Annotated in this window: 16 protein-coding genes; 1 reads left to right on the top strand and 15 read right to left on the bottom strand. The window is 71.5% G+C overall.

The window, feature by feature from the left end; genetic code table 11:
* Nucleotides 1-50 precede the first annotated feature (50 nt).
* The 8 genes from ACEN9J_RS16605 to ACEN9J_RS16570 form a co-directional block, all read right to left on the bottom strand.
* Nucleotides 51-5,198 (bottom strand): malto-oligosyltrehalose synthase, encoded by a 5,148-nt coding sequence (locus ACEN9J_RS16605; protein WP_413761563.1) that lies wholly within the window; start codon nucleotides 5,196-5,198, stop codon nucleotides 51-53.
* Entirely contained in the window at nucleotides 5,188-7,062 is a 1,875-nt protein-coding gene (treZ, locus tag ACEN9J_RS16600; RefSeq protein ID WP_413761562.1) for a malto-oligosyltrehalose trehalohydrolase, read from the bottom strand. The genes ACEN9J_RS16605 and treZ overlap by 11 nt, the downstream gene beginning before the upstream one ends.
* Nucleotides 7,059-9,203, bottom strand: coding sequence for a glycogen debranching protein GlgX (gene glgX / locus ACEN9J_RS16595; protein WP_413761561.1), 2,145 nt, complete (start codon nucleotides 9,201-9,203; stop codon nucleotides 7,059-7,061). The genes treZ and glgX overlap by 4 nt, the downstream gene beginning before the upstream one ends.
* A gap of 70 nt (nucleotides 9,204-9,273) precedes the next feature.
* Nucleotides 9,274-10,122, bottom strand: coding sequence for a mechanosensitive ion channel family protein (locus tag ACEN9J_RS16590; RefSeq protein ID WP_082322125.1), 849 nt, complete (start codon nucleotides 10,120-10,122; stop codon nucleotides 9,274-9,276).
* A 30-nt stretch (nucleotides 10,123-10,152) separates the two neighbouring features.
* Nucleotides 10,153-13,500, bottom strand: coding sequence for a maltose alpha-D-glucosyltransferase (gene treS / locus ACEN9J_RS16585; protein ID WP_413761560.1), 3,348 nt, complete (start codon nucleotides 13,498-13,500; stop codon nucleotides 10,153-10,155).
* Nucleotides 13,501-13,511: 11 nt separating this feature from the next.
* Complete coding sequence (locus ACEN9J_RS16580; protein WP_413761559.1) at nucleotides 13,512-15,710, bottom strand: alpha-1,4-glucan--maltose-1-phosphate maltosyltransferase; 2,199 nt, start codon at nucleotides 15,708-15,710, stop codon at nucleotides 13,512-13,514.
* Nucleotides 15,707-17,665 carry a 1,4-alpha-glucan branching protein GlgB gene (gene glgB / locus ACEN9J_RS16575; RefSeq protein ID WP_413761558.1) on the bottom strand — a complete coding sequence of 653 codons (1,959 nt, stop codon included), beginning with the start codon at nucleotides 17,663-17,665 and terminating at the stop codon, nucleotides 15,707-15,709. Before glgB ends, ACEN9J_RS16580 begins: the two co-directional genes overlap by 4 nt.
* A 216-nt stretch (nucleotides 17,666-17,881) precedes the next feature.
* Nucleotides 17,882-18,358 carry a response regulator gene (locus tag ACEN9J_RS16570; protein ID WP_172705410.1) on the bottom strand — a complete coding sequence of 159 codons (477 nt, stop codon included), beginning with the start codon at nucleotides 18,356-18,358 and terminating at the stop codon, nucleotides 17,882-17,884.
* Between the two features lie 431 nt (nucleotides 18,359-18,789).
* On the opposite strand from ACEN9J_RS16570, the gene ACEN9J_RS16565 reads away from it, so the two are divergent.
* On the top strand, nucleotides 18,790-19,422 hold the full coding sequence (locus tag ACEN9J_RS16565; RefSeq protein ID WP_057593235.1) for a response regulator transcription factor: 633 nt from the start codon (nucleotides 18,790-18,792) through the stop codon (nucleotides 19,420-19,422).
* Nucleotides 19,423-19,432: 10 nt separating this feature from the next.
* On the opposite strand, the gene ACEN9J_RS16560 is transcribed toward ACEN9J_RS16565, so the two are convergent.
* The 7 genes from ACEN9J_RS16560 to gntK all read right to left on the bottom strand — a co-directional run bounded on the left by ACEN9J_RS16560 (nucleotide 19,433) and on the right by gntK (nucleotide 26,706).
* A complete protein-coding gene (locus ACEN9J_RS16560; RefSeq protein WP_413761557.1) occupies nucleotides 19,433-20,194 on the bottom strand; it encodes a sulfite exporter TauE/SafE family protein in 762 nt (253 codons plus the stop codon).
* Nucleotides 20,195-20,247: 53 nt separating this feature from the next.
* The gene (locus tag ACEN9J_RS16555) at nucleotides 20,248-20,856 is read right to left on the bottom strand and encodes an AraC family transcriptional regulator (protein ID WP_261216395.1); all 609 of its coding nucleotides are present in this window, start codon (nucleotides 20,854-20,856) and stop codon (nucleotides 20,248-20,250) included.
* A gap of 32 nt (nucleotides 20,857-20,888) precedes the next feature.
* Nucleotides 20,889-23,132, bottom strand: a complete 2,244-nt coding sequence (locus tag ACEN9J_RS16550; RefSeq protein ID WP_413761556.1) for a hypothetical protein — start codon at nucleotides 23,130-23,132, stop codon at nucleotides 20,889-20,891.
* A gap of 14 nt (nucleotides 23,133-23,146) precedes the next feature.
* Nucleotides 23,147-23,647, bottom strand: coding sequence for a pyridoxamine 5'-phosphate oxidase family protein (locus ACEN9J_RS16545; RefSeq protein WP_261216392.1), 501 nt, complete (start codon nucleotides 23,645-23,647; stop codon nucleotides 23,147-23,149).
* Between the two features lie 185 nt (nucleotides 23,648-23,832).
* The gene (locus tag ACEN9J_RS16540) at nucleotides 23,833-24,036 is read right to left on the bottom strand and encodes a hypothetical protein (RefSeq protein WP_413761555.1); all 204 of its coding nucleotides are present in this window, start codon (nucleotides 24,034-24,036) and stop codon (nucleotides 23,833-23,835) included.
* A 61-nt stretch (nucleotides 24,037-24,097) separates the two neighbouring features.
* Entirely contained in the window at nucleotides 24,098-25,111 is a 1,014-nt protein-coding gene (locus tag ACEN9J_RS16535; protein ID WP_412179479.1) for a helix-turn-helix domain-containing protein, read from the bottom strand.
* 35 nt (nucleotides 25,112-25,146) lie between these two features.
* A complete protein-coding gene (gene gntK / locus ACEN9J_RS16530; protein ID WP_057593210.1) occupies nucleotides 25,147-26,706 on the bottom strand; it encodes a gluconokinase in 1,560 nt (519 codons plus the stop codon).
* Nucleotides 26,707-26,712 lie beyond the last annotated feature (6 nt).

Below are 26,712 nucleotides of genomic sequence, written 5' to 3'. Positions count from 1 at the left end.
GACAAGCCCTTCGTCGCGACAGCACGTAGGACCGCGCCGCCGCGCGCGCCTCAGTCGCCCGGTGCGCCGCGCCACAGCGCGGCCCATGGCAGGCGCGCGAACAGCAGCGCGAGGTCGACCTCGCTGTCCGAGTCGAACGGCGCATCGGTCAGCAGCTCGGTGAAGCCCGCGCCCGCATCGACCGCGCCTTCATCGGACAGCCACACCCGCGTGCCGCGCCAGGCCTCGCCCACCGGCAGCTCCGGCGCGGCCCCGTCGGCCATGCCGCCGCACAGCCCCGCGAAGAAGCGCGCGGCCACCACCACCAGCGTGCGTCCCTCGTGGCGCCGCTCGAACGCGACCACGTGGCGCGCGAGCGGTCCTTCCACGCGCAGCCCGCGATAGCCGGCATCGCGGAAGAACGCGTCCTGCGCGCGGCGCAGCGCCAGCAGCCGCCAGGCGAACCAGAGCTTGGCGCGGCCGTCGTGCGGTGCGCGCGCGAACGCGTCCACGCTCTCGGCGGACCGCGCGCCCGCCGCGCGCTGCTCGAAGTCCTCGAGCAGGTCTTCGCGGCACCCATAGTCCACGGGCCGCCGGTTGTCGGGGTCCACCAGCGTCAGCGGCATCAACTCGGTGCCCTGGTAGACATCGGGCACGCCCGGCGAGGCGAACTTCAGCAAGGTCAGCGAGAGGCTGTTCCAGGCCCCGAACAGCGCGATGCGCGACGCGAAGGCCCGCAGGTCCGCCCACCAGGCGGCCGGCTGCGCCGCATCGAGCGTCAGCGCCACGAAGCGCCGCAGCGCGTCCTCGTAGCCCGCGTCGGGCCGGGTCCACGCGGTGCGCAGCTTGGCCTCGCGCGCGGCCTTGTGCATGTACTGCACGATGCGCTCGCCGTAGTCGGCCAGCGCTTCGCCTTCGAGCCCTTCGGCGGGCAGCGTGCCGACCAGCGTCTGGCACAGCAGGTAGAGATCGGCGCCCGAGGGCGCGGCGGCCGGCGCGCCCTCGGCGGCCATGCGCTCGCGCAGCGGCTGCTGCAGCCGGCGCCAGCGCATCAGCGCGGCGCGCCATTCGCGAGGAATCTCCGACAGCACGTCGATGCGCGTGCGCACGTCCTCCGAGCGCTTGTTGTCGTGCGTCGAGGTCGCGAGCATGGTGTGTGGCCAGCGCGCGGCGCGGTCGGCGCTCGCCGCGTGGAAGTCCTCCACGTCGACGCCGAACACGTCGGGATCGCCGCCCACCTCGTTGAGCGCGGCGAGCGGGAAGTAGCGGTAGAAGGCCGTGTCCTCCACGCCCTTGGCGGCCACCGGCGCGCTGAACTGCTGGAAGCGCACCGCGAAGCGCCGCACCCGGTCGCGCAGCGCGGGGCCGGCCGTGGGCACGGCCTCGCCGCTCAGGGTCTGGCGCAGGAATTCGTAGACCGAGGTGTCGCCGTCGCCGTAGTGCCGCTCGGCCTCGGCCACCGCCTGGTCGATGAAGCGGCGGTCCTGCGCCGAGGGCACGTCGACGATGTAGCTGCGGTAGACCGGCAAGCAGGCCACCACCGCCGCGAGCGCGCGGCGCAGCGTGTTGAGCGTGTGGTCGCGCGTGTCGCGGTCGGCGCGCGCGATGCGCAGCAGCGCGTTCGAGAGCACCGAGAGCTCCGAGGCCAGCGCATGGCGCATCACGGCCGCCTTGCCGTCGCGCACATGGGCCTCGAAGTGCGCGGGCGATCCGGTGAAGCGATGCCACAGCACCGCGAAGCGCCCGGCCGCGGCGGTGTCGATCAGCACGCCGTTGGCCACGTTCGCGAAGCGGTAGCCGGTGGTGCCGTGCACATGCCAGTCCTCGGGCACCTCCTCGCCGCGCGCCACGATCTTCTCGGCCACCACGTACAGCGGCCGCGCCGGACGGCCTCGCGCATCGTCGCCGGCCAGCGGCAGGCCGGCGCGGCGCGCATAGCCCTCCTGCAGTTGCAGGAAGTAGCGCGCCGGGTCGTGCAGGCCGTCGGGATGGTCGATGCGCAGCCCGTCGACGATGCCCCGCGCCGCGAGGTCCAGCGCCATCGACTGCGTGGCCTCGAACACCTCGTCGCGCTCCACGCGCAGTGCCGCGAGGTCGTTGATGTCGAAGAAGCGCCGGTAGTTGATCTCGTCGGCCGCCACGCGCCAGTAGGTCAGGCGCCAGTGCTGGGCCTCGATCAGCGCATGCAGCGCATCGCGCGCGGCGCCGTCGTTGAAGGCGGCCGTGGCCTGCGCCAGTGCCCGCGCCACCTCGGCATGCGTGTCGGCGAGTTCGCCCAGGCGTGCCTTCAGCAGCGAATGTTCGCGCGCGCGCGCCTCGCGCTCTGCGGAATCGGTCGCCTCGTCGGTGCCGGCATCGTCGGCCGGCCACGGCGCCCAGGCCTCGGCCAGCGCCTGCAGCCGCGCGCGCGGCCCGGCGTCCGACACCGCCTCGACGGCGCGCGCCAGCACGCTGGCATGGCTGCGCGGCGCGATCGGGAAACGGTGCTCGTAGTAGCGCAGCGCGAAGCCGGCCTCGCCGCGCGCCGTGCCTTCGCCGCGCTCGAAGTGCAGCACCAGTTCGCCCTTCGAGAGCGCCTCGCCGTAGGGCACGCCGAGCACCGGCAGCAGCACCTTGCCGCGCAGCTCCGGGTTCAGCGGCTCCCAGTCGATGTCGAAGTGCTGCGCGTACACCGAGGCCGGCCCATGCTCGAGCACGTCCATCCACCAGCCGTTGTCGGCGCCGAACACGCCCATGTGGTTGGGCACCATGTCGAGCAGCAGCCCCAGGCCCTGCGCGCGCAGGGTGCGCGTGAAGCGCTCGAAGCCCTCGGCCCCGCCGAGCTCGGGATTGATCTGGTCGTGCGCGACCACGTCGTAGCCGTGCATGCTGCCGGCGCGCGCGCGCTGGATCGGCGAGCAGTAGACGTGGCTGATGCCCAGCCGCGCGAGGTAGGGCACGATCGCCGCCGCGGCATCGAAGCCGAAGTCGCGGTGCAGCTGCAGCCGGTAGGTGGCGCGCGGAATGCGCGCCTCGGGCACGCGCTGCCCGACGTCCTGCGCGGGGTTCGCGCGCGGCCGTTCGGCGGCCAGCCGCGCCGCCACCGCGCGCACCGTCTCGCGCGTGGCCAGGGTCTCGAGCTCGGCCTCGAGCTTGCGCCGCCAGTTCGGTTGCAGCTCGTCGGTGGTGCCCGGCAGGTTCGCCTGGTCGAGCGTGCCCAGGAGGTCCTCGGGCTGCACCATCGCCAGCGCGCAGGGCGTGGCGCCGATGTAGGCATGCACGGCGGCCGTCAGCGCGGCATCGGGCTGCGTGGCCGTGGCGGCCGCGGCCATCTGCTCGGTCGACAGCAGGCCCTGCCGGTGCAGCGCGCGCAACAGGCCCACGCGCTGCGCCGCGCGGTCGGCCTGCTGCTTCTCGAACAGCTCCTGCGAGGGAAACAGCCCGAGCTGCGCGCGCAGCCGCAGGTCGTGGCCCGACCACCAGCCGGCCAGGGTCGCGAGGTCGTGCGTGCCGAAGGTCGCGAGCGCCGCGCCCGGGTAGTCGCCGGGCGGCAGGAACTCGCTGCCGCGCGTCTCGAAGACCAGCACGCGGTACGACAGCACGTCGGCCTGCGCCAGTGCCTCGCGCACGCGCGGCGCCACCGTGCCCAGGTCCTCGCCGATCACCATGCAGCGGTGGCGGTGGCTCTCGAGCGTGAGGATCGCGAGCATCTCCTCGAGCGGGTACTGCACGTAGGCGCCGTCGCGCGGCGAGCTGCCCTCGGGAATCCAGAACAGCCGCATCAGCCCCATCACGTGGTCGATGCGCAGCGCGCCGCCGTGGCGCATGTTGGCGCGCAGCGTGTCGGCGAACAGCCGGTAGCCGCTCGTGCGCAGCCGGTCGGCGCGCAGCGGCGGCAGGCCCCAGCCCTGGCCCTGGGGATTGAACTCGTCGGGCGGCGCGCCCACGCTCGCGCCGAGCGCGAACACCGACTGACCGCCCCAGGCGTCCGAGCCCGCGCGGTCGACCGAGATCGCGAGGTCGAGGTACAGGCCCACGCGCATGCCGAGCGCACGGCAGCGCGCGCCGGCCTCCGCCAGCTGCATCGAGGCCAGCCACTGCAGGTACTGATGGAAGTGCAGCTCGCTCGCATGCGTGCGCTCGAACTGCGCCACCGCCTCCGAGGCCGGATCGCGCCAGGCCTCGGGCCAGCCGGTCCAGCCATGCACCGAGGCGTCGGCGGCATGAAAATGCGCCTGCAGCGCCTCGAACAGCGCATGGCGGTGCAGCGCCTCGCCGCGGTCGGCCACGAAGGAACGGAAGATGCGCGCGCGGTCGCTGCCGGGCTCGGTGTCGGGGCCCAGGTGCGCGCGCTCGAAGTGCGCGAACAGGCAGCGCAGCACCTCGTGCTTGGCCCGGGCCACGCCCGCGCGGTCGACCAGCGGCGCGGCGCGCAGCGCCTTCAGCCGGGTCTGGAACGCGGGTTCGGCGACCATGCGCCGCGCCTCCTCGCATTCGGCGAAGTCGGGCACCGCTTCCACCGCGATGTAGAGCGCGTCGATCTGCTGCCGCGTCGACGGGCTGTAGGGGCTCGCATGCAGCGGGTTGTGGGCGAACAGCGCATGCAGCGGATTGAGGCCGATCGCATCCACGCCCAGCGGCGCCATGCGCGCGGCCAGCTCCGAGAGATCGCCGAAGTCGCCGATGCCCCAGTTGCGCCGCGAGCGCAGCGCGGGCAGCTGCACCGCGAGGCCCCAGGCGCGGCCGCCGCCTTCGGGCGCGAGCGAGGGCGGCCGGTAGCAGCGCCCCGGTGTCGCGATCAGCAGCGTCTCGCCTTCGGCGCCCTCGATCGAGAGCCGGTGGTAGCCCGGTTGCAGCTCGACGTCGAAGGCCAGCGAGCCATCGGTATCGACCCGCGCATCGCCCGTGCTCGGCTCGCCGTATTCGTCGCGCAGGTGCCAGCGGTGGTGGCCGTCGGCCGCGGGCGGCAGGATCGTCGGATCGAGCGCCAGCGACCACGGGGCCTGCTCGGCGCGCACCACGTGCACCGCGGGCAGCACGGCGCCGGTCTCGGGCGGCACCGTGGCCGGGGTGTCGTCGTCCTCGCCGTGCCAGGCCACGCCGAAGGCGGCCAGCAGCGCGCGCAAGGTGGCGCGCGGCACCTGGTGCTCGTGGCCGAAGACGTCGTGGTAGCGGGTGTCGATGCCGAAGCGCGCACACAGCGCATCGATCGTGGGGTGCTCGCGGGATTCACTCGACATCGGACACCTGCAGGCTCAGATGCACCGCGCCGCGCGCGAGGCGCAGCCGTTGCGGATGTTCGTCGGGTGCGCTCGCGGCATCGACCGCCTCGCCGAGCGCGCCGACCGAATGCAGCGTCTCGCCCGGTGGTGCATCGACCGCATGTCGATGCTCGCCGAAGCAGGCCAGCAGATGCAGCACCGCGCCGTCCGACAGCGTCCAGCGCACGCGCAGCAGGTCGTCCTCGACGTCGTATTCGCCGCCGTGCTGGCGGCCGCCGAAATGCGGCACCAGCCGCTCGCGGCGCAACTGCAGCAGCTGCCGCACGCCCTCGAGGGTCTCGCGGTGCGGCGAGCGCTCGCGCTCGCTCCAGTCGAGCTTGGCGAGCGCGAAGCTCTCGGGCGCGTTGCAGTCGGGGATCGCCGCGCGCGCGGCCTCGTCGGCGAAGGCGGCGAAGCGGCCGAACTCGTCGCGGCGGCCCTGCGACACCGCGGCCGCGAGCTCGGGCCCGAAGTCGCAGAAGTAGGGGAAGGGCGTGGCGGCCGCGTACTCCTCGCCCATGAACAGCATCGGCGTGTGCGGCGACAGCAGCAGGCAGGCGCGCGCGGCGCGCACCAGCACCGGGTCGGCCAGCGCGTCGATGCGCTCGCCGAAGGCGCGGTTGCCGACCTGGTCGTGCGTCTGCAGGTAGGACACGAAGGCGCCCGAGGGCAGCGCCGCGCTCGGCTCGCCGCGCGTCTCGCCCTCGCGGAACACCGAGGCCTGGCCCTGGTAGACGAAGCCCTCGGCCAGCGCGCGCGCGAACAGCTCGAGCGGCCGCTGCGCATAGTCGGCGTAGTAGCCGTCGCGCTCGCCGGTCAAGAGCACGTGCGCCGCATGGTGCAGGTCGTCGTTCCACTGCGCGGTGGCGATGCGTGGCCGGCCTTCCTTGTCGCGCTCGAGCAGGTGCGCGAGGTTGCGGTCCTCTTCCAGCACCACGTGCACCTCGCGCGTGCGGCCCGGGCCTTCGCGCAGCGCATCGCAGATGGCCTGCACGATGCCCACGGGCGAGTCGTCGCGGATCGCGTGCACCGCGTCCATGCGCAGGCCGTCGGCATGGAACTCCTCGACCCAGTAGAGCGCGTTGTGGATGAAGAAGTCGCGTACCGTCGCGCTGCCGGGGCCGTCGTAGTTGATCGCGGCGCCCCAGGGCGTGCGGTGCGCGTCGTTGAAGAACTGCGGGCAGCAGGCATGCAGGTAGTTGCCTTCGGGCCCGAAGTGGTTGTAGACCACGTCGACCAGCACCATCATGCCCAGGCCGTGGGCCTCGTCGATCAGCGCCTTGAGCGCCTCGGGCCGGCCGTAGGCGGCATCGGGCGCGAAGGGCAGCACGCCGTCGTAGCCCCAGCCGCGCCGGCCCGGGAAGTCCGCCAGCGGCATCAGCTCGATGGCCGTGATGCCCAGCGCCGCGAGCTCGGGCAGCCGCGCGCGCGTGGCGTCGAACGTGCCCTCGGGCGTGAAGCTGCCCACGTGCAGCTCGTAGATCACCGCCTCGGACCACGGTCGGCCGCGCCAGCCGCCGTCGCGCCAGGCGTAGGCGGCCGGGTCGATCACCTCGCTCGGGCCGTGCACGTCCGCGGGGTTGAAGCGCGAGGCCGGGTCGGGCACCTGCAGCCCGTCGGGCATGCGGAAGCGGTAACGGTCGCCGGCGCGCGCCTGCGCGAGCCGCAGCCGGTGCCAGCCCTCGGCATCGCGCACCATCGGATGCGCCTGCGTGCCGAGCTCGAGCAGCACCTGCGGCGCATCGGGCGCCCAGAAGCGGAAGTCCACGCCGCCGGCGGGATTCGGCAAGGCGCCGAAGGGCATCGCGTGCGTGCGTGGCAGCGTGAGGATCGCGTCGTTCATGCAGTGGCTCCCGTGTTGTCGCGGCCCAGCAGCACCAGCGAGCGGCTCGGCAGCGCATAGGCCGGGCCCTCCAGCTTGCCCGCCTCGCCGGCGCCATCGTCCTTCGTGGTGTCGAGCAGCACGCGCCAGGGCGCGGCGCTCGGCGGCAACCGGAACGGGATCGCGTCGTGGTGCGCGTTGAGCAGCAGCAGGAAGTCGTCGTCGCGCAGCGTCTCGCCGCGCGGCCCGCGGTCGGGCAGGGCGCTGCCCGAGACCAGTGCCGCGAGGCAGCGCACGTGGTCGGTGTTCCAGTCCTCGGAGCTCATCTCGTCGCCGTCGGGGCGCAGCCAGCAGATGTCCTTGGCCGACTGCCCCTCGGGCACGCGGCCCTCGAAGAAGCTGCGGCGGCGGAACGCCGGGTGCCGGCGCCGCAGCGCGATGGCGCGCTGCACGAAGCGCGTGAGCGCGGTGCGCTCGGGCGTGTCGCTCCAGTCGATCCAGCTCAGCGCGTTGTCCTGGCAGTAGGCGTTGTTGTTGCCGTTCTGGCTGTGGCCGCGTTCGTCGCCCGCCAGCAGCATCGGCACGCCCTGCGACAGCAGCAGGGTGGCCAGCAGGTTGCGCTTCTGCCGCGCGCGCAGCGCGTTCACCTCGGCATCGTCGGTCGGGCCCTCGGCGCCGCAGTTCCACGACACGTTGTGGTTGCTGCCGTCGCGGTTCTCCTCGCCGTTGGCCTCGTTGTGCTTGTCGTTGTAGGAGACCAGGTCCTCGAGGCAGAAGCCGTCGTGCGCGGTCACGAAGTTGATGCTCGCGAACGGCCGCTTGCCCGACCAGCCGTAGAGGTCCTGCGAGCCCGTGAGCCGCTGCGCCATCTCGCCGGTGACGCCCGCGTCGCCCTTCCAGAAACCGCGCATGCCGTCGCGGTAGCGGTCGTTCCACTCGGCCCAGCCGAGCGGGAAGTTGCCGACCTGGTAGCCGCCGTGGCCCAGGTCCCAGGGCTCGGCGATCAGCTTCACGCGGGCGAGGGTCGGGTCCTGGCGGATCGCGTCGAAGAAGCCGCCGAGGTTCTCGACCCGGCCCGACTCGCGCGCCAGCGCCGAGGCCAGGTCGAAGCGGAAGCCGTCGACGTGCATCTCCTCGACCCAGTAGCGCAGCGAGTCCATCACCAGCTGCAGCGCGCGCGGGTGCTCGAGGTTGACGGTGTTGCCGCAGCCCGTGAAGTCGTCGTAGTAGCGGCGCTGCTCGGCGTTGAGGATGTAGTAGGAGGCGTTGTCCACGCCGCGCATCGACAGCGTGGGCCCGAGCTGGTTGCCCTCGCAGCTGTGGTTGTAGACCACGTCGAGGATCACCTCGATGCCGGCCGAGTGCAGCGTCTTCACCAGCGTCTTGAACTCCTTCACCTTGCCCGAGGCGCTGTAGCGCATCTCGGGCGCGAAATAGGTCAGCGTGTTGTAGCCCCAGTAGTTCTGCAGGCCGCGCTCGGCCAGGTGGCGGTCGTTGAGGAAGCCGTGCACCGGCAGCAGCTCGACCGTGGTCACGCCCAGGCGGCGCAGGTGGTCGATCACCGGCGCGCAGCCCAGGCCCGCGTAGGTGCCGCGCAGCTGCGGCGGCACCTCGGGATGCTGCATCGTGAAGCCGCGCACGTTCAGCTCGTAGATCACCATGTCCTGCCAGGGGATCGACGGCCGGCGGTCCTCGCCCCAGGTGAAGGCGGTCTCGAGCACGCGGCTCTTGGGCATCAGCGGCGCGCTGTCGCGGCGGTCGAAGGACAGGTCCTCGCGCCGGCCGCCCACCGTGTAGCCGTAGAGCGCGTCGCCCCAGCGCAGCGAGCCCACGAGGTCCTTGGCATAGGGGTCGACCAGCAGCTTGTGCGGATTGAAGCGGTGGCCCTCCTCGGGCTTGTAGGGGCCGTGCACGCGGTAGCCGTAGGCCAGGCCGGGGCGCGCCTCGGGCAGGTAGCAGTGCCACACGTCGTCGGTGCGATCGCGCAGCTCGATGCGCTGCAGCTCGCGCCGGCCGCTCTCGTCGAACAGGCACAGCTCGACCTTGTGCGCATGCTGCGTGAACAGCGCGAAGTTCACGCCCTGGCCGTCCCAGGTCGCGCCGCGCGGATAGGGCTGGCCGGGCCAGACGGCCGAGATGGGGCTGTAGGTGGCCTTCTTCATGAATGGGTCAATGCGAGGAATCGGTCGGGGTCGGGAAACACGAAAAAGGTCGAAGTGCCGATGGCGGCGTTCAGCGCGGCGGCGGCCAGCGCTCGCCGCTGTCGTACGGGCCCGGCGCGTGGTCGCTGCGCGGCGCCACGGGCTGGCGCACGGCGGGCGCGGGGGCGCTCTCGGTGCCGGCGGCGGGCGTCGTCGGCGTGACCGGCGCCGGCGTCACCGGCGTGCGCGCCGGCGCCACCGCGGGCCCGCGCGGGCGCTCGCGCGGCCACCAGTGCTCGATGCGCTCGGCGGCCCAGTCCTTGCCCGCGAGGCCGAAGGCCAGTGCAAGGGCGAGGACGATGCCGGCCAGCATCACGAGGAAGGTCTCGCGCACGATGTCGCCGCCCACCTTCACCTGGTCGAGCGCGATCAGCACCACGAACACCATCACCGCGTACTGCGCGGCCTTGCCCAGCAGCTGGCCGTCCTGCATGCCGGCGTTGCGGCAGTAGGTCTGCACCGCGCCGCCGACGAAGCGCGCGAAGTAGGCGCCGAAGGCCAGCACCAGCAGCGCGATGAAGATGTTGGGCACGAACCAGACCGCGCGCCCCAGCAGGTCGGCGATGTAGCTCAGTCCCAGCCCGTTGAAGGCGATCAGCAGCGCGGCCAGGATCACCACCCAGTAGAACAGCGCGCCCACGATCGCCGAGGTGTCGCTCATGAGCCCGCCCTGGCGCCAGAAGTTGTCCAGCCCCGAGCGCTCGGTCAGCACGTTGAAGTTGAACGCGCGCAGCGCCTTGATGACCGCGAAGCGCACCACCTTGGCGATCAGCCAGCCCGCGAACACGACCACCAGCGCCACCAGCAGCCGCGGCAGGAAGGCGCCGATCTGGTAGAGGATCGCGCGCAGGGGTTCCAGGTGGAAGCCGAAGTTGTCCATGATGAGTTCCTCCTTCTGTGGACCGTCGCGTCAGCGCGCGGTGGGATGGTTCGGCGCAACGAGGGCGAGCAGGCCGTGCAGCGGCACCTCGACCCAGTCGTTGCGGTTGTTGAGCTCGTAGCGCAGTTCGTAGAGCGCCTTCTCGATCTCGAACAGGCGCAGCAGCCCGGCATCGGCCGGCACCGCCTCGGCCGCGCCGGCCAGCGTGCCGGTGTAGGCCGAGAGGAAGGCATCGCGCGTCACGCGCTCCCATTCGCGCACCGCGGCGTCGAGGCGCACCGCCTCCTCGGCGTTCTGCGCCACGCGCCGCAGCGCGGTCCAGCGCGCGTAGTTGAACGAGCGCAGCATGCCCGCCACGTCGCGCAGCGGCGAGGCCTTGGCGCGGCGCTCCTCGAAGTCGCGCGCAGGCTCGCCCTCGAAGTCGATGATCACGAAGTCGTTGCCGCTCACCAGCACCTGGCCCAGGTGGTAGTCGCCGTGGTAGCGGGTCTTGCGGCCGCCGCCCTGCGCGGGCACGCTGGCGGCCACCGCCGCGTGCAGCGCCTCGCGCAGGCCCAGCAGCTGCTGCGCCTGCTCGCGCACCGGGTCGCTCAGCTGGCCCAGCCGCTGCTGCAGCAGCGCCAGCGTGGTGTCGACCTCGGCCTGCGCATGCGTCTGCAGCGCCGTGGCGTCGGCCGCGCTGGTGGGCTCGGGATCGAAGGCCGGGTCGCCGGTGGGGCGCGCCAGCGCGAGGTGCAGCTCGGCGGTGCGCTGGCCCAGGGTCGCGGCCAGCGCCATGAAGCCGCCGTGTGCATCGGCCGGCGCCGGGGCGTCGGGCAGGTCGGCCGGCGCGGTGCGCAGCTCCTCGAGGTAGCGCTCGACGTAGTCGCGCGTGAAGGTCCAGCCGTCGCCCTGGTTCGTCACGTACGACTGCACCATCGCGAGCGCCATCACCTGGCCGTCGTTGCCCACGTACTCGAGCGCGCCGAGCACCGGCACGCAGTTCGCGTACTGCACCACGTCGGTCAGGAAGCGGCCCATCTCGAGCTCGGGATTGATGCCCTTGCGCGCGCGGCGGTAGCCCTTGAGGAACAGCGTGTCGTTGAGCGTCACCACCGTGTTGCTGCTCTGCGCGCTCGGACGGCCCACGGGCATGGCTTCGATGTCCAGGCCCAGCTTCGCGAACGCGGCCGTGGGCCGGAACTGCAGCCGGCCCGCGGCCGTCGGCAGCTCCATGCCCTGCTGGATGGCGCGCACCAGCGCGCGGCAGAAGGGCTCGTCGTAGAAAGCATCGCCCATCAGTCCCACCTGGGCCTGCTGGCGCACCTTCGCGAGGCCCGCCTGCGCGAGCCGGTTCATGCGTTCCTCCTCGCGCTCCTCCCAGGCCAGCGTCAGCGGCATGAAGTAGGTGGCGCTCTCGCGCGGGCCCTCGAGATCGAACAGCGGCAGCAGGTAGCGGTCGGCGCCGTCCTCCCACACCGCATGGTCGGCCAGCCGCGCGCGCGCGATGGTCTCGCCCTTGGAGGCGTACCAGCGCTGGATCTCGATGTGGCGCGGCAGCGTGTCGGTCTCGAACTGCGTGCGCATGCGCTCGGCCATGCCGATGCGCCACGGCATCACGCGTTCGCGGAAGAAGCTGTCCCAGCCGTCGAACAGCACCAGCGTGGGCTGCTCCTGCAGCGACACGCCCTCCTGGTGCCACACCGGCATCTCGGCATCGAGCGTGAGCTTGAACCAGTAGAAGCCGTACGAGGCCAGGGTGAGCAGGTAGGGCAGCTCGCCGATCGGCGGGAAGGGCGCGCGCCCGAGCATCTCCACCGGCACCCGGCCCTTGAAGGCCGAGAGGTCGAGCTCGACCGGCTGCGCCGCGCGCGAGAGGTTGAACACCGTCAGGATGATGTCGTCGTCGTACTCGCTGACGTAGGCCAGGATCTTGCGGTTGCCGGGCTTGAGGAAGCGGCGCCGGCCGCGCCCGAAGGCATGGCTGGTCTTGCGCACCGCGAGCATGCGGCGGGTCCAGTTCAGCAGGGAGCTGGCGTCGCGCGCCTGCGCCTCCACGTTGAGCGCCTCGTAGCCGAACATGGCGTCCATGATCGGCTGCAGGTACAGGCGCTGCGGGTCGGCGCGCGAGAAGCCGGCGTTGCGGTCGGGGCTCCACTGCATCGGCGTGCGCACGCCGTTGCGGTCGCCCACGAACACGTTGTCGCCCATGCCGATCTCGTCGCCGTAGTAAATGATCGGCGAGCCCGGCATCGACAGCAGCATGCCGTTCATGAGCTTCACGCGGTCGAGGTCGTTCTCCATCAGCGGCGCCAGGCGCCGGCGGATGCCGAGGTTGATGCGCGCGCGCTGGTCGGCCGCGTACATGTTGTACATGTAGTCGCGCTCCTTGCTGGTCACCATCTCGAGCGTGAGCTCGTCGTGGTTGCGCAGGAAGATCGCCCACTGGCAGCCCTCGGGGATGTCGGGCGTCTGCTGCAGGATCTCGACCACCGGATGCCGGTCCTCCTGCGCGATCGCCATGTACATGCGCGGCATCAGCGGGAAGTGGTAGGCCATATGGCACTCGTCGCCGTCGCCGAAGTACTCGCGCACGTCCTCGGGCCACATGTTGGCCTCGGCCAGCAGGAAGCGGTTCCTGTACTCGGCGTCGATCGCCGCGCGCAGCTTCTTGATCACCGCGTGCGTCTCGGGCAGGTTCTCGTTGCTGGTGCCGTCGCGCTCCACCAGGTAGGGGATCGCGTCGAGCCGGAAGCCGTCCACGCCCATGTCGAGCCAGAAGCGCATGACCTTGAGCACCGCCTCGAGCACCGCCGGGTTGTCGAAGTTCAGGTCGGGCTGGTGGCTGAAGAAGCGGTGCCAGTAGTAGGCCTTGGCCACCGGGTCCCACGACCAGTTCGAGGTCTCGGTGTCGGTGAAGATGATGCGCGTGCCCTGGTAGAGCTGGTCGGTGTCGCTCCAGACGTAGAAGTCGCGCTCGGGCGAGCCCGGCGGCGCCTTGCGCGCGGCCTGGAACCACGGGTGCTCGCTCGAGGTGTGGTTGATGACCAGCTCGGTGATCACGCGCAGCCCGCGCTTGTGGGCCTCGTCGAGCATCTCGCGGAAGTCCTCGAGCGTGCCGTACTGCGGGTTCACGTCCTCGTAGGCCGAGATGTCGTAGCCGTCGTCGCGCAGCGGCGAGGGATAGAAGGGCATCAGCCAGATCGTGTTGACGCCCAGCTCCTTCACGTAGTCGAGCTTCGCGGTCACGCCCTTGAAGTCGCCGACGCCGTCGTTGTTGGTGTCGAAGAAGGCCTTGACGTTGAGCTGGTAGATCACCGCATCGCGGTACCACAGCGGATCGTCGCTGTTGTCGATCTCGACGGTTTCCAGCGCGATGCGCGAGACGGGTGCATTCATCGCTCTCTCCCTCAGAGGAAGTAATCGAAATCGCGCTCGCTGCGCACGCGCCGGCGCACCACGAGGATGTGGGCGGGCACGCTGTGCGGATCGAGCTTCACGTAGTGGTGGTGGCCGCGCCAGGTGAAGCGCTGGTTGGTCAGCAGATCGTGCACCTGGAACTCCTCGTCGGGGCCGACGCCGATGCTGGCCGGGTCGAGGTGGATCCAGCCCCACTGCGCGTGGTGCGGATCGAGGTTGACCGCGACGATCACCACGTTGGCCTCGAGCGCGTCGTTCTCGGGCGCCGACTCGCGCGCATAGGCCAGCAGCATGTCGTTCTCGACCGGCAGGAAGCGCACGCCGCGGTGCGTCTGCAGCGCGGGGTTGTCGTGGCGGATGCGGTTCACGCGCGCGATGAACGGCGCGAGGCTCTCGGGGTCGTCGTGGTTCCAGTGCCGCAGCTGGTACTTCTCGGAGTCGAGGTACTCCTCGCTGCCGTGCTCGCGCGGCCGGTGCTCGCGCAGCTCGTAGGCCGGTCCGTAGATGCCGTAGCTGCCCGAGAGCGTGGCCGCGAGCACCAGCCGCGCCATGTAGGTCGGCGCATCGCCGGCCTGCAGCTGCTCGTGCAGGATGTCGGGCGTGTTGGGCCAGGCGTTGGGGCGGAAGTAGTCGGCGCCCGGGCCGCTCGACAGCTCGGTGAAGTACTCGACCAGCTCGGCCTTGCCGGTGCGCCAGGTGAAGTAGGTGTAGGACTGCGTGAAGCCCAGCTTCGCGAGCCGGTGCATCACCTTCGGCCGCGTGAAGGCCTCGGCCAGGAAGATCACCTCGGGATGCTCGCGGTTGACCTCGCCGATCGCCCACTGCCAGAACGCGAAGGACTTGGTGTGCGGGTTGTCGACGCGGAAGATGCGCACGCCCTCGCCGATCCAGTGGTCGAGCACGCTCTTGAGCTCGGCCCACAGCGCGCGCCAGTCATCGCTCTCGAAGTGGAAGGGATAGATGTCCTGGTACTTCTTCGGCGGGTTCTCCGCGTACTGCACGCTGCCGTCGGGCCGGCGGCGGAACCACTCGGGGTGTTCCTTCACGTAGGGATGGTCGGGCGCGCACTGGAAGGCGATGTCGAGCGCGATCTCGATGCCCTGCGCGTTCGCGGCCTGCACCAGGTGGCGGAAGTCCTCGGGCGTGCCGAGCGCGGGAAGGATCGACTTGTGGCCGCCTTCCTTCGCGCCGATGGCCCAGGGACTGCCGACGTCGTCGGGCCCGGCCACCAGCGTGTTGTTCGGGCCCTTGCGCTGCTCGCGGCCGATCGGATGGATCGGCGGCATGTAGAGCACGTCGAAGCCCATCGCGGCGATCGCGGGCAGCCGCGTCTCGACGTCGCGGAAGGTGCCGTGTCGGCCCGGCTCGGGCGAAGCCGAACGCGGGAACAGTTCGTACCAGGTGCTGAAGCCCGCGCGCGTGCGCTGCGCCCACAGCGGCAGCTCCGCCGAGGTCACGGCGAGACTGCGGTCGGGATGGCGGCGCGCCACCTCGGCCAGCGTCGCGTCGAGCGCCAGCGCCTGCACCGCGCGCAGCTCGGTCGCGCCATCGGCCGCGGCGCGTGCCAGTTCCTCGCCCCAGCGCGCGAGCGCCTCGCGGTCGGTGCCGTCGGCGCGACCCGCGGCCGCCACGATGTCCTTGGCCGCGGCCAGCGCGGCGATGCGGATGTCCTCGCCCACGCGGCGCGCCATCTCGTGGCGCCACGACTCGAAGGAATCGACCCAGGTGCTGACGCTGTAGAGGTAGCGCCCGATCGCGGGCGGTGCGAACGCGGCCTCCCAGACGTCGTTGCCCAGCGCGCGCATCGGCAGCTCGCGCACTTCGTCGCGTGCCCCGTTGCTCGCTTCGGGGCGCCAGCGCAGCATCACCCGCAGCACGTCGTGCCCGTCGGTGAAGCAGTGCGCCGTGATCGTCGTGCGCTGGCCCACGATGGCCTTGACCGGGAAGCGGCCCTCGTCGACCGAGGGCAGCACCGCGCCGATCACCGCGCGGATGCGGCCGTCGGAGCCGTCGGCGGGCGCGGGGGCATCGGGTGCCGGCGCGAAGCTCAATGGCGGCTCGGGCGGCGGCAGCGAGCGCTTGCGCGCTGGGGCCTTGGTCTCGCTGCGGGGGATGGGGGTGCTTTCGCTCGCGGTCTGGGTCTTGCCCTTGGGCGCCTTGGCGCCGATCGGGGTGGTTTCACGCTTCATCGTTGGCCCTCGGATTGCAGGATCACGGTGGACAGCGGCGGCAGCGTGAGGCTCAGCGAGTGGCGCCGGCCGTGCGAACGCACGGGCGATGCCTCGACCCCGCCGAAGTTGCCCCAGCCCGCGCCGCCGAATTCGGTGGCGTCGGTGTTGAGCACCTCGCGCCAGGTGCCGCCGCACGGCACGCCCACCAGCAGGTTGGTGCGCGGCACCGGTGTCATGTTCACGGCCACCAGCACGGGCGGGCCGTCGTGCGCGGGCTTGCGCAGGAACAGGAACACGCTGCGCTCGGCATCGTCGGCATCGATCCATTCGAAGCCTGCGGGCGTGAAGTCCTGGCTGTGCAGCGCCGGCTGCTCGCGGTAGACGCGGTTGAGCTGGCGCACCATGCGCTGCAGCCCGGCATGGGCCGGCAGGCCGCAGACCCACCATTCGAGCTCGCCGTCGTGGGTCCATTCGCGGCGCTGGCCGAACTCGGCGCCCATGAACAGCAGCTTCTTGCCCGGATGCGCCCACATGAAGGCCAGCAGCGCGCGCAGGTTGGCGAACTGCTGCCAGTCGTCGCCCGGCATCTTGTTGATCAGCGAGCCCTTGCCGTGCACCACCTCGTCGTGCGAGAGCGGCAGCACGAAGTTCTCGTGGAAGGCATAGACCAGCGAGAAAGTCAGCGCATGGTGGTGGTGGCTGCGATGCACCGGGTCGTGGCGCATGTAGTCCAGCGTGTCGTGCATCCAGCCCATGTTCCACTTGAGGCCGAAGCCCAGGCCGTCCATCTCGGTCGGGCGCGACACGCGCGGCCAGGCGGTCGATTCCTCGGCCACGGTGAAGGTGTCGGGATGGTCGCGGTAGACCGCGCGGTTGAGCGTCTGCAGGAACTCGATGGCCTCGAGGTTCTCGCGCCCGCCGTGGCGGTTGGGCACCCAGCCACCGGGGCCGCGCGCGTAGTCGAGGTAGAGCATCGAGGCCACCGCGTCCACGCGCAGGCCGTCGATGTGGTACTTGTCGAGCCAGAACAGCGCCGACGAGACCAGGAAGCTGCGCACCTCGGGCCGGCCGTAGTTGAAGATCGCCGAGTTCCATTCGGGATGGAAGCCCTGGCGCGGATCGGCATGCTCGAACAGGTGCGTGCCGTCGAAGAAGGCGAGGCCGTGCGCGTCGGTCGGGAAGTGCGAGGGCACCCAGTCGAGCACCACGCCGATGCCGCGCTGGTGCAGGTGGTCGACGAAGTACATGAAGTCCTCGGGCGTGCCGTAGCGCGCCGTGGGCGCGAAGTAGCCCGTGGTCTGGTAGCCCCAGGAGCCGTAGAACGGATGCTCGGTCACGGGCATCAGCTCCACGTGCGTGAAGCCCATGTCGCTCACGTAGTCGGCCAGCGCATGGGCCAGCGCGCGGTAGCCCATGAACTGGCCGTCCTCGCGCCGCCACGAGCCCAGGTGCACCTCGTACATCGCCATCGGCGCATCGAGCGCGTTGCGCGCATGGCGCGTGGCCATCCAGTTGCCGTCCTCCCAGTCGTGGCCCTCGCCGAGGCGGTGCACGCGCGAGGCGGTGGCCGGCGCGAGCTCCGACGAGAAGGCGAAGGGATCGGCCTTGTCCTCGACATGGCCGCGCAGGCGCGAGCGGATGCGGTACTTGTAGGTCTGGCCCGGCCGCACGTCGTCGACGTGGCCGTGCCATACGCCGCTGTCGCCGGGCACGGGGCTCAGGGCATCGGCATCGCCGTTCCAGCCGTTCCAGTCGCCCACCACCGAGACCGACTCGGCATTGGGCGCCCAGACCGCGAAATCGGCGCCGCCGTCCTCATGCGGATGGCAGCCGAGCTTGTCGAACAGGCGGGCGTGGGTTCCTTCGCGAAAAAGATAGGCGTCGGTGTCGTCGAAGACGGCGAGGGGGTGGACAGCAAGCACGGTATTTCCTTGGAGCGGTGTCCAGGGCGCGGACCTTCTTTGCGAGGCCATGGCCGAAGACCGTTAAGGCGGGGAGAAATGCATTTCCCCCGATGCGCGCGGGCTTGCGTCGAAGCGTTCACCGCTTCGATTTGTCGGAGAAGAAGCCGTCCGAAAAAATGGAACACCGGTGCGGCGCGCGGGCGCCGCGAAGCAGAGGCCGCGCTCGCGCGACGGCGAGCGGGAAGGAGGAAAGAGGAAGCGCGCCGCGCGGGCTCGCTCGACCGATCAGGCCGCGTCGCGCACCGGGCCCGAGCAGGCGCGCGCCAACGCGCGGTCGAGATCCTCGAGCGCATAGGGCTTGCGCAGCCACACGCTGCCGGCCGGCGGCTGCGCGGGCTCGGGTTCGCCCGAGGCGAAGATCACCGGGATGCGCTCGATCGCCATCAGCTTGGCCGCGAGGTCCTTGCCCGAGAGGCCCGGCAGGCCCACGTCGAGCATCAGCAGGTCGAAGGCGCCGCGCATGTAGCGCGTGATCGCCGACTCCGCGCTGCGCACGCCGGTGGCCCAGTGGCCGAGTGCGCGCAGGGCCTCGAGCGAGGTGGCCATCGCGTCCGCGTCGTCCTCGACCACGAGGATGCGCAATCGGTTCGGGTCGGCGGACGGGGGTGTATCGGAGGACAAGGAGGAAGGGCGGTCGACGAAGCTCGGTGCGTTCGCGGAGGGTGCCGAAGGTGCGGAGGGCGTGCTGGCGTTGGGGTTCATGTCGGGATGACGGAAGTACCGTGAGCCCGGGGCTTCGGCGCGGGACGTCGATGCGACAGGCGGCAGGGCTGTGCCGAATGAATGTGTGTGGTGGATGAAGGGATTGCATCCCAAGCTAACCAGCGTAAGTAGATGCGTCTGTCGGACGGCACCGCGTGCCCGCGCGGGGAATGCGCCGCGCGTCCGAAGGCCGGGCACAGGCGAGAGGCCGTGTCGAAAGCCAAGGAATTCCGCCTTTCCCACCCTTTTCGCAGCCGCGGGCGGTGCCGTGTCGGCGCAGTCCGTCGATCGCGCAAGACGCCGTTCCATTCCCGTGCAGGACAAGGGCCCGTGTTGGGTGCGGGGCCTGCCGGACCGGCCTTCGCTATGGCATCGTTGCGCCCTGCCCGAATTCCGGGCGCCTTATGTGAATGGACCAGGAGAAACGCATCATGATCAAGATCGGAATAGTGGATGACCATGCCGTGGTTCGCGAGGGCCTCAAGGCGCTGTTCTCGGGCTTCGTCGAATTCCGCGTCGCCGGCGAGGCCTCGTCGGGCCGCGAGGCGATCGACCTCGTGCGCACCACCGAACTCGACGTGCTGCTGATGGACCTCTCGATGCCCGGCCAGAGCGGCATCGACGCGCTGGGCATGATCCGCGCGAAGGCCCCCGACCTCGGCATCCTCGTGCTCAGCGCCTACCCCGAGGAGCACTACGCGGTGAACCTGATCCGCCAGGGCGCCTCGGGCTACCTCAACAAGGACTGCGAGCCCGAGGAGATCGCCAACGCGATCCGCACCGTGGCGCTGGGCCGGCGCTACATCACGCCCTCGGTGGCCGAGATCCTCGCCAACCAGCTCGACCGCAAGGACGACGCACCGCCGCACAAGCACCTGTCGGAGCGCGAGTTCCAGGTGTTCCTCAAGCTGGCCAAGGGCGAGTCGGTGGGCAGCATCGGCGACGCGCTGTCGCTGTCGGTCAAGACCGTGAGCACCTACCGCACGCGGCTGCTCGAGAAGCTGCATCTCAACACCAACAGCGATCTCACCTATTACGCGATGAAGGCGCAGCTGATCGACTGAAGCGCGGGCTTCAGAACCAGATGCGCGCCGCGTAGTAGGCGCTCATGAAGAGGCCGGCCGCGATCACCGCGCGCCGCACCGCCCGCGCTGGCAGCACCCGCACCAGGTGACCGCCGGCCCAGCCGCCCGGCAGCGCGCCGGCCAGCATCGCGAGCGTGGCGCCCCAGTGCACCGCGCCCTGCACCACGAAGATGACGATGGCCGCCAGGCTCACGGCGGTGGCCAGCAGGTTCTTCATCACCTTCACGCGCCGGATGTCGTCGGGATCCTCGATCGCCAGCAGCGCGCTGAGCATCACGCCGAGTCCCGCGCCGAAGAAGCCGCCATAGACCGAGACGGCGGCCAGCGCGGCCGTGCCCGCGAGCGCGTTCGGCGCCGCGCCCGCGCGCCGCCGCGCGGCCCGGGCCTGGATCCGCGGCGCGAACGCGAACAGCGCGGTCGCGAGGCCGATCAGCAGCGGCACCGGCTGCAGGAACGCGGCCGCGGGCAGCGCGAGCAGCAGCAGCGCGCCCGCGATGCCGCCCAGCGTGGCGGCCGCCAGCGAGAGCGCGAGCCGGCGGTCGGCCGCTGGCAGCCTCTCGCGGTCGGCCACCGCGGCGAGCAGATGGCCCGGCGAGATCGCGACCGCGTTCGATGCATTGGCCACCACCGGCGGCAGGCCGGCCGCGAGCATGGCCGGAAAGGTGATCAGCGTGGCGCCGCCCGCGATCGCGTTGACCGCGCCGCCCACCGCGCCGGCCGCGAACAGCAGCGCCATGACCCTCGGTTCCATCGCCCACCTCCCGTGCGAAAAGACGGGATGCTAGGAACGCGCGCGGCGCCGATCTAGGACGTTTGTGCGCGGGGCCGCATGCCGCGCCGGTAGCGGCCCGGCGACACGCCGAACACGCGGCGGAAGTGGCGGCCCAGGTGGCTCTGGTCGGTGAAGCCCAGCTCGAGCGCGAGATCCGCCAGATCGGCATCGCCGCGCAGCCGCTCGCGCGCGACGTTGAGCCGGTCGACCAGCCGCCAGGCATGCGGCGGCAGCCCGGTCTGCGCGGCGAAGCGGCGCGTGAAGGCCTCGCGGCTCAGCCCGAGCCGGCGCGCGATCCCCGACACCGGCCCGTGCCACTCGAGCACGCCGGCCGTGCCCGCGCTCGCGTTTTCGGCCGGCATGTAGACGTTGAGGCAGACCGTGCCCTCGTGCGCATGCGCGAGCCCGCGGTGCGCCACGCCCGCCGGGATCGCGAGGCAGTCGCCCGCGCGCAGTTCGAAGCGCTGGCCGCCGGCCTCGACGACGCGGCTGCCGCGCAGCACGAAGCTCAGCTGCGTCTCGCGATGGAAGTGCGCCTGCAGCAGCGGCACCTGCGTGCCCCGCCAGCGGGCAAGCTCGACGCCGCCGTGCGGCGCCGGCGCGTAGTGCCAGCAGGGCGGGGCGGCATCGGGCCTGGTCATGGCCCGATTATTGGCTCGACTCTCGGCGCGGCTCAGGCGCCCGGCGCGCTCGCCGCGGCCGGATCGTGCTGCAGCTGGGGCGGCAGACGCTCGTCGAGCCAGTCCATGCGCCAGGCCAGCACCGCCACCGCGCCGACGATGCAGGCGGCGGCCACCGCGCCCGTGAGCCCGTGCCGCTCGCGGTAGGGATCGGGCGCGATCCGCCGTGCGCCCGGCGGCACGTGCGCGGTCTGCGACAGCATGCCGCCGAGCCGCACGTTGACCTTCATGCGGCCATTGATGGCCCAGCCGCTGGCGTCGAGGATCGGGCCCAGGCTGCGCTGGCGCAGCTTGAGCCAGGCGATCAGCATGCTCGGGCCCGAGATCGCGATCACGATGCCGACCAGCGCCACCGGGATCCACTGCCCCAGGTCGATGAACTTGCCGAAGATGCCGACCAGCACCGCGCTGATGCTGCCGAGCGCCACGCCGATCGCGGCCACCGTGCCGACGTCGACGCGGCTGGTGGCGGGCAGCGGCGGCTTGGCCGGCGCCTTCGCGGGATCGGCGCCCGCGGCCTGGTCGGCGGTCGCGACCTTGCCGGCCAGCGACTGCAGCGCGGTCTGCGAACCGGCCTCGCTCGCGGCCGCGCGCTTGGCCACCTGTTCCTCGATCATGCGGACGAACTTCTTGTAGGGCGCGAAGAAGGCCTGCGCCACGCTGGTCGGGTTCTCGATCAGCTTGGTGATGGTGGCGTCCCAGTCGCGGCCCTGGCGGTCGTAGAACACGCCGTTGCGCCCGACGAACAGGAAGTCCACGTCGCCCGCGGTGAAGGCCGCGACGATGCTCATCTTCTGCCCCTGGCGCGTGCAGTCGCAGTAGGCCAGGCAGGTCTTCGCGAGGCCCGCGAGCACCGCGTGCTTGGCCGTGTCCTGCACCTGCACCGTGAGCTCGCAGCTGCGCCCGTCGAGGTACAGCGTGCCGGCCTGGAAGATCGCGCCCTCGCGCCGGTAGAAGGCCTTGAACGAGACGAAGTTGTCGAGCAGCAGCTTGAGGTCGCGCTGCAGCCGCAGCAGCTTCTCGAGGTCGACCAGCAGCTTGTTGTGGGTCTCGGCCGCCTCGTCCTCGGCGATCAGCGCGAGCAGCGCCTCGCGCGTGGCGAGCAGCGCCTCGATGCGCTCGCGCGGCAGGGCCGCGAGCGCATTGGCCGGCCGCGACGCGATCCAGCCCTCGCAGGCGCCGAGCTGCTGGCGCAGCGCCTGCCATTGCTCGTCCTCGAGGCTGTCGCGCTCGCCCAGCAGCGGCGCGACCGCATCGCGCGCGAAGGCCGCGATGGCCTCGGCCCAGGCCGGATTGAGGCTGGTGCCGCGCAGCGGCAGCGAGCGGTGCGGTGTGATCGGCGCCAGCGGCAGCTCGGCGATCGGGTGTGCGTTGGCATCGAGCGTGTGGCCCGCGAGCGCGTCGTAGGCCTCGGGCGAGGGGTTGAGCGCCGTCACGGCCTGCACGTCGTAGGCCGCCACGCGGCAGCGCGCGAAGAAGTCGTCGACCTTGGCCGCCACCTTGCGCATGGCCTCGGCCGCGGCCAGGGTGCGGTCGCCCAGCGCCAGCAGCGCGGCATCGCTGCCCTTGGCGTACCAGTCGCGCATCGCGGCCGCGTCGGCCATGAAGGCCTCGGCGCGCGCGCGGTCGATGCCGGCGGTCTGCTTGTGGCGATCGGGCGTGCTGCCGTGGCTGCGCATCGCCTCGGCGATGGTCGCGCGCAGCGCCTCGTCCTCGGGGGTCTCGGGCGTCACCACGCCGTCGCCGTTGAAGCGCATCGAGGCCAGCCATTCGCCGCGGTCGGAGATGTCGGCCAGCGTGAGGGTGTTGGTGCCCTCCTTGCCGAGCAGGTCGAGGATGCGCCGGCCCTCCTTCGCGAGCTCGGCGCCGGGCGCCTTCGCGCCATCGAGGTCGTCGAGCGACAGCGTGCCGCCGCCCGAGAGCAGCACGTCGGCGCTGCGCAACCGCTCGCAGGCCCACTGGCAGGCCGCGATCACCTCGGGCGGGCGCACGCGGCCGTCATGGTCGGTGTCGATCAGGTCCAGCGTGCGCGGATCGAAATCGATGCCGCGCGTGGGGCAGGCCAGCGCGACCCAGAGCTTCTGGTCGAGCTCGGCGATGCGCGCGATGTCCTCGCCGTTGCGGAACACCACCTGGTCGACGCCGCCGGCGCGCATGAACTGCCAGCGATGCGGCGCTGGCGCGGGGGCCGTGGCGCCGGGCGTGCCGGCGGCTTGTGCGGTCGTTGCCTCCGTCATCGTTCCGGCTGCCCTCAGACCGCGACCTTCTTGTGCTCGCCGAGGTTCTTCGGCGGTTCGCCGGTGAGGGCGGCCTTGGCCATCTTGTAGAGCTGGACCATCTTGCTGTCGTCCACGTCCCAGTACTCGGCCTCGACCACGTTCACGGCCAGCAGGCCGAGGTTGGGATCGTCCACGCCCTTCGGGAACCAGGCCTCGACCATCTTGCTGAAGAGGGCGCGCTTCTTGGCCGCGTCCTCGCGCAGCTCGGCGCGGCCCGACACCGACACGTAGCTGTCGCTGTCGGTGTTGGCATAGGCGATGTTCACGACCGGGTCGCTCGCGACGTGGCGCGCGATGTCGCCGTTCTTCGGCACGAAGAAATACAGCGTGCCGGCCTCGTCGCCGTCCTTGTTCTGCGTGGTCAGCGGATGGCTGTGCAGCTGGCCGTCGCCATGGCGGTGCGTGAGCATGCCGAAGCGCGTGTCCTTGATCAGGTCCCAGAGCTTGCTTTGGTCGCTGGTGGTGGCGGTCATGGGGTCTCCTTCAAGACGAAAGGGATGGAAGAAAAAAGCGGGGCTCGATCGGCGGAATGCCGAGGCCTGTGGAGCACCGTAAGGTGCGGGCCGGCACGGTCGCGCGGTCACACGGCGCACGGCCGTGTCATCCGATGCCGACAGCGGGCAGGGTGCGATGGAGAACCGGCGCGGGACAGCGGCGCTCAGGCCGCGGTGGCCGTGCGCTGGCGTATCTCGCTGTGCAGCGCGCGTTCGCCGCTGGCGAGCGCCACTTCGTAGCTGTCGGCAGGGTCGAAGGCGCTGCGCAGCACGCGGGGATGACCCCCGCTGTCGTCGGTCTCCAGCAGGCGCCAGACAAAGGATCCGGGTGCCGGCTCGTCCACGATGAGTTCGATCGGATGTGTCATGCGAAGACCTTGATCCGATCCGCCTGCCCTGTCTGTAGGCCGTGGGCGACGAATGTCCTGCTCAGCCGCGCGCCGCGGCGCGGAACTCGCCCGGCGTCATGCCCTTGATGCGCCGGAAGTGCCGGTTGAAGTTCGAGATGTTGTTGAAGCCCACCTCGTAGCAGATGCTGCTCACGTGCTGGCGCGTGGAGGCCAGCAGGCGGCAGGCGCGCGCCACGCGCAGGCCGATCACGAAGTCGGTGAAGGTCTGGCCGGTGGCGCGGCGAAAGCTGCGCGAGAAGGCGTTCTCGCGCATGCCGACGATGGCGCCCACCTCGGCCAGCGACAGCCCTTCGGCATAGTTGTCGCGGATGTGGTCGAGCGCCTTGTGGATGCGCAGCGCGGCGCCATGCTCGCCGAGCGAATCGTCGGTGAAGGCGGCGTCGGCCAGCAGCCGGTACTCGGACCATTGCGAGAGCTCGTTGAGCAGCACCGTGAACTCGGCGAAGCGCGCCAGGCCCTGCAGCATCTCGATGCGCCGCAGCCGCGAGACGATGCCTTCGCCCAGGCCCACGAAATGCACGCCCTGCCGCGCGCGCGCCAGCAGCGGCGCGGCGTCGCGCAGTTCGGGAAAGAGCTCCATGCCGCGGCGCAGCGGCTCGTCGCCGAAGCGCAGCACCAGGCCGCCGGCATTGCCGCCGCCGTGCAGCGGATGGTGCTCGAAGGCGAGGCTGTGCGGCAGCCGCGGCCCCAGCAGCACCAGGCTGCCGGGCGCGAAGCGATGGGTTTCCTCGTCGATGCCCTGGCCCACGCGCAGGCGCGCGGGCGCGGCGCCGATCAGGTGCAGCTCGTGCTCGTGCAGGCAGTTCGTTTCCTGGCCGCGCGCCGACGAGGTGGGCGAGCTTTCGCAGTGGAGGGTGACGCGCGTGTCGGCCGGCTCGGGCGTGGCGGCGGCCGCGTTGCGCCGCGCATCGAGCGCGCGGGCGCGCGCGCCGCCGCGCGGGCGCGGTGCCACCGCGGGCAGCGGCAGCTTGGGGCGCGGCGCGCTGGGCGTGTGGGGCCGGGAGGCGGAGGCCGGGGGGATCGTGTTCAGCAAGACCGAATCTCCAACGGACGAATGGGAATGGCGCCTCAGCTGCGGCGCGGCGGCGGCGGCGCGGCCGTCTGCTGCTGGAACGCGGCCAGCAGCCGGTATTCCTCGCCGAGCTTGCGCGGCAGCGAGAGGTACACCGGCAGCAGCTGCCGGTAGAGCGCGGCGTTGCGCGCGTTGGGCGTATGGCGGTGCGTGGCGCCGACCATGCCCGCCACCACGTCGAGCGAATCGACATGGCCCAGCGCGTAGAGCCCGAGCACCGCGGCGCCGAGGCAGGAGCTCTCGAAGCTCTCGGGCACGACCACCTCGCGGTCGAACACGTCGGCCATCATCTGGCGCCACATGCCAGAGCGCGCGAAGCCGCCCGTGGCCTTGATGTGTGCGCTGCGGCCCGCGATCGCCTCGACCGCCGGCAGGATGCTGTGCAGGTTGAAGATCACGCCCTCGAGCACCGCGCGGATCATGTGCTCCTTGCGGTGGTGGATGCCCAGGCCGAAGAAGGAGCCGCGCAGGTTGGCGTTCCAGTAGGGCGCGCGCTCGCCGGTGAGGAAGGGATGGAACACCAGTCCCTCGCTGCCGGCCGACACGCGCTCGGCGATGCGCGTGAGCACCTCGTAGGTGTCGATGCCCAGGCGCTTGGCGGTCTCGGCCTCGGCCGCGGCGAACTCGTCGCGCACCCAGCGCAGGATGATGCCGCCGTTGTTCACCGGACCGCCCACCACCCAGCGCCGCTCGGCCAGCGCATAGCAGAAGGTTCGGCCCTCGGGGTCGGTCATCGGATGGTCGACCACGGTGCGCATCGCGCCGCTGGTGCCGATGGTCACGGCGACCTCGCCGGGCGACACCGCGTTGACGCCGAGGTTCGACAGCACGCCGTCGTTGGCGCCGATCACGAAGGGCGTGTGCTCGGCCAGGCCGAGCTTGCCCGCGACGTCGGCCGCCAGGCCCTCGACGTGCCAGGTGGTGGGCACCGGCCGCGAGAGCTGCTCGGCGCGCACGCCGGCCAGCGCGAGCGCGCCCTCGTCCCAGGCCAGCCGCTCGATGTTGAACAGACCCGTGGCCGAGGCGATCGAGTGGTCGACCTGCCACTGGCCGAACAGCCGGAAGAACACGTACTCCTTGATGCCGACGAAGCGCTCGGCGCGCGCGAACAGCTCGGCGCGCTCGTGGCGCAGCCAGACCAGCTTGGCCAGTGGCGACATCGGGTGGATCGGCGTGCCGGTGCGGCGGTAGATCGCCAGGCCGTCCCATTCGTCGCGGATGCGCTCGGCCCAGGGCGCGGCGCGCTGGTCGGCCCAGGTGATGCTGGGCGTGAGCGGCGCGCCCGCGCCGTCGACCAGGATCAGGCTGTGCATGGCCGCGCTGAAGGACACGGCGAGCACGTCGGCGGGCGCGGCCTTGCTCTCCTGCACGCAGCCCGCGATGGCCGCGAGCACGGCCTGGAAGATCTGCTCGGGATCCTGCTCGGCGGCGCCGGCCTCGGGCGCGAGCAGCGGGTAGCCGACCGCGTGATGGGCCAGCACGCGCCCGGCGGGGGTGAAGGCCACGGCCTTGGTGCTGGTGGTTCCGATGTCGACGCCGATGACGGTGCGGCCCATGGGTCC

The organism is Variovorax sp. Varisp41 (assembly GCF_047325085.1).
GTDB lineage: Bacteria > Pseudomonadota > Gammaproteobacteria > Burkholderiales > Burkholderiaceae_C > Variovorax.
The sequence above is the reverse complement of the archived record's forward strand: the minus strand, read 5'-3'. Positions and strand labels throughout refer to the sequence as shown.